General features: G+C 36.1%; 5 protein-coding genes and 1 pseudogene. 5 read left to right on the plus strand and 1 reads right to left on the minus strand.

Annotated elements, in window-relative coordinates; translation table 11 throughout:
- Positions 1–515 precede the first annotated feature (515 nt).
- From KSW37_RS15160 to KSW37_RS15180, 5 genes are all read left to right on the plus strand, one after another.
- Positions 516–782, plus strand: a complete 267-nt coding sequence (locus KSW37_RS15160) for a hypothetical protein (RefSeq protein WP_217315264.1) — start codon at positions 516–518, stop codon at positions 780–782.
- Between the two features lie 106 nt (positions 783–888).
- Positions 889–1,314 (plus strand): hypothetical protein, encoded by a 426-nt coding sequence (locus KSW37_RS15165; protein ID WP_151200684.1) that lies wholly within the window; start codon positions 889–891, stop codon positions 1,312–1,314.
- Positions 1,315–1,507: 193 nt separating this feature from the next.
- A complete protein-coding gene (locus tag KSW37_RS15170) occupies positions 1,508–1,777 on the plus strand; it encodes a hypothetical protein (protein ID WP_118192588.1) in 270 nt (89 codons plus the stop codon).
- 71 nt (positions 1,778–1,848) lie between these two features.
- A complete protein-coding gene (locus KSW37_RS15175; protein ID WP_217743521.1) occupies positions 1,849–2,541 on the plus strand; it encodes an XAC2610-related protein in 693 nt (230 codons plus the stop codon).
- 388 nt (positions 2,542–2,929) lie between these two features.
- Entirely contained in the window at positions 2,930–3,553 is a 624-nt protein-coding gene (locus KSW37_RS15180) for an XAC2610-related protein (RefSeq protein WP_118192582.1), read from the plus strand.
- Positions 3,554–3,855: 302 nt separating this feature from the next.
- Here the strand turns inward: KSW37_RS15180 and KSW37_RS15185 are convergent.
- Positions 3,856–4,138 (minus strand): annotated as a pseudogene (locus tag KSW37_RS15185) (hypothetical protein); the annotation flags it as partial.

Consider the following 4,138-nt stretch of genomic DNA (forward strand, 5'->3'; position numbering starts at 1 on the left):
TTTGAATGCTGTTAAATATGGTAATGTTCAAAGTCACAATTTGTGATATTGGAAAAATGAATATAAATATGACAGATAAAATAGAAAAAAAGGAGAGCAGCGAACTGTGTATATCACATAGGTGCATCCATTAAGGACTTAGGCAAAAAGTGGTTTGGTTTCTCCAAGATGGAGATACTTACACCAGACGAATTGGTGGAAAGAATAAACAGGGAATAAGAAAAAATCAGAGTTTCTATTGAGTATGGAAGAACTTTTCAGATATTATTTGAGGAATATTATTATTCTTCGTATCGGTACAGGCTTACGCTATCTATGGCTACGCTTTGTAAGGCATCGCAAGATTTCTTACCGAACCCTTTATGAAGGTAGTAAATCGAAGAAAACATCAGAATTATCTAATTTTGAGAATGAAATGTCAAATCGGGCATGGGGATGTGGCTTTATTCTTTTTGTGATATTCTTAATTATATTTTTACGCAGATTTTTATAATAGACATACAAAAAAAATGATTATGCAACAGACATTGTTTATCGTAATACTAGCCGTTTCCATTGCTTTCGTTTTGGCGTACAGGTGGAAGAAAAAGGCAGAAAACAAAATGGACAATATGAGCCTTAATTATAAAAGCAAGCAGCAAATATTCTTTCTAACAAAAGCTGATATAGTCAAGATGATGACTGTTGTTGAAAGAAAAATTCCTATAAAATATGCCCTAATTGGAGCATTTAAACAGGAGACGATAAGAAGAGAAAATACCATATCAAATTTTTCTATATGAATTCACTATGTTTATGTGTAAAAGAATAAAATTTTGGCTTTGCAAACTTCTCTATTCCCATAGAAAAAAGTCTTGTTGCATTTCCTTTTCATCAAAAGGTTTCAAGGTGATAACTCTCTATCGGATTTTTGAGGGATGCCAAGTAGAAGATAAACCAATTATCTTTCTTCCTGCTACAGCATCCGAGGAAGAATTGGCCAATGCGATATTTTTCTGTTTGGGTAAAAGTAGTATGGTCATACGAACTTCAATAAATTCCACATCCGCTTATCTGAAGTTTATTAAAGAACGTTCGTTGAAAAGTTACTATCAACAATCCGTGGCTTGCATAGTAAAGTTGAATGTTCAAACAGGCATAATTCATTTAGAACTTTGGCAACAAGCTGATGATGGTAGAGGAATGACTCCTTGTCATGAACAGAGCCTTATGGCATTTGATGTAAAAGACAATAGTCAACTTCTCGCCAAGTATGTCAAGGAAATCTTAAGTGAAAGATTAGCTTTGAAAAAGGATAAGGTAACTATGGAATAAATAATAAGAATTGTAGCATGAGAATAAACAAATGTCTATCGTTCTTTAGATAAAACATAAAATAAAGAAGTATGAAAGTATCAACAAAACAAGGCTATAAACCGCCTTAAAATTCGCCAGGGCTTATCAGAGGATATTTCCCTTGTATCTTTGAATTTTTTTTCATATAAAATCCAAGCACTACGGGTTAGAGATGATTTATCCAGACGAGGAGAAGATTACCTATTCTTACAACCTCGGCGGTCAGCTTGAAAAGGTGCATGGCTACAAGTCATACGGCTACGACTATGTGAGCAAGATTGACTATGACAAGTTCGAGCAGCGCACATATTTGAAGTATTGCAATGGTGCGGAGACGTTCTCGAACACCGTACCGACGGCACCGATGCCTTCGAAACGCTCTATATCGGCTGCGAGAAGTTCCCACAGCACGATTTATATCCAATTGCTATTGGTGGAGTAAGAAAATTGCTAATTCTTGCAGAAAATAAAAAGAAATTCTGTATCTTTGTCGCAATAAAAATAAAAAGAAGTATGAAAAAGATAGTTTTTATTCTACTCATTTTTTGTAGTTTTCTTGTAGTATGGGGATGCAATAAGAATAAAACGAAATGTGTTCCACAGAAAGAAGCAACTTCTGATTCTTCTATGAGAAGTAATGACGACACTCTAAGCCTTATGATAGAGCATGAGGTTGACGATGTTGATTATGGAGTGATTATAAAACGTGGCGACAAGACCATTCATCGCTTCGGATACAAATATCCTGAAGATGATGATCTTGTACCAAATGAAGAACGTATTGATAGTTGTCTGTTGACTGACTTGAATTTTGACGGTATAAAAGAAGATGTGCTGTTTTATTTGGGTAGCTTTGGTGCTTCTGGCACTGAACATTTTGATGCATGTGTTTGGAATCCTAATACTGAGCATTATGACAAAATTGAAGAATTCAAAGATATTCCAAACCCCAAAATCAGCGACAAATACAAGTGTATTCTTTCAAGAGTGTATGTTTCTTCCGCAGAGAACGAATATGTAAAATATGTATGCACCAATGGACATCTCATTAAGGTTGCCGAATTGAGACAATATTGGAAAGGGAACATTTATCCAGAGCGAGACAGGGCTGTTTATGAAGAGCATTTTATTAAAGCTAATGTTTGGAAGAGAAACTTGAAACTAAATCAAATTAGCGATTTCTGGAAACCGGTCGTACCGTTTTGATTATACCCAATTGGAGTTGGTGGGGTAATATAAAAATAAAAAGGAATTATGGGCAAATATCGCTTTCCATAATTCCTTTCTAATTTTTTCTTTTTAATGAGTTGTAGATATTACCTTTTTCCCAGACAAATCATATATCTGTTCTTCCTTTTGTGGACTTATTGTAATGTTATTGACTCCTGTTGTCGGGAAATCATCCGTTTAAGGGGTAAATACCATACAACGAGTGAAACGATTAATAAAAGTACAATCATCGCAATAATACTATTGATTTTACGTTCTTTTCAAAGAAAGGGGTTGTGTGATAGTGGCTTAAAGGCTAAAAGCACTACTTTTGCATACAATAATAAAAAATAACGCAATGAAATGATCAAAATATTTAAAGACAATGAAAAGAATTATCGATAGTACATTAGTAATACTTTCTTTGATGTTGATCTTCGGTTGCAAGGAAAGTAAGGTGGGGCAGGGAAACCCTACCAAAGACAGCATGTCTATTGACACCGATAGTGTGATTTCGGGCAAGGTCTTTACCAAGCAAGATATTGCATCGGAAGATACGCTTAACGCTGTTATAAGAACACAATCTCCCAAGTCCAAGGATTTCGATTTTGAAGTATTTATTATGCGAGGGGAGAAAACTGTACAAATTATACCTTTCTCTTATCCAAAGGACGATACTTTTGACCCAAATGGTGGCCGGAAGGATAGCTGTCTGATGGCTGATGTGACGTTTGATGGCAATAAAGATCTGTTGGTATATTTGGGACAATTCGGAAATCAAGGTGTGGAATATTGGGATGCTTATGTCTGGAATGAAGTCAAGCAGAAGTTCTTGTTTGTTCCATCATTCCATGATATTCCCAATCCTACGCTTAACGAAAAAGAAAAGATTATTGAATCTTTCAGCCGTGGTTCTGCCGTTGATTATGAGTTTGGGAAATGGAAGTTCGAGAAAGGAGTGTTTGTACAAAAAGAACTTCTGTCACACCCTCCGAGAGAGAGTGAATAGTGTTATTCTCCGTTCATCACCACTTCATGGCCTCCTTGGGAAGCAACAACTTCGTGCTTTCTCTAAAGGTATGGATTCAAAAAACAGACGCAACAAGTGAATCGAGCAGGAAGAAAACTGCTTCGTTTTCCTCCTACTCGATTGCTCGGCATGAGCTTATCTAATGGGTGCAAGTCCCTAATAAGCCTGGTGTGGGAGGTCGGTAAATGTGAAAATAGGAAGCAACTGCCTTTTATGATTAGCATTTACCTCCTACCCGATTCGAAGCGAAGAATGCGCTTGTACCAGATGGTCGTTATCTATTATTTCTGATTAATTTTCTTTTTAATTTCATTCACCTCTTTAAATAGGCTATTAGCAATGCTATCTTTAATTGCTGCCATCTGTATCATTTCGTTATGATAGCGAATTGAGTCCTCGTAAATATTTACATGAGTTCTCACTTTCTCAATAACTTCTTTATTTGGGCATACAGAAAAGTTCTTTTCGATGTATCGAACATTTGGATCGTTAGATGGAAGAACCATCTTCAAAGCACGATATTTCAAGTCAGCCTCCTCCCAATCTTGATGCGCTCGCCATTGG

This window comes from Segatella copri, assembly GCF_019127135.1.
Classification (GTDB): Bacteria; Bacteroidota; Bacteroidia; order Bacteroidales; family Bacteroidaceae; genus Prevotella.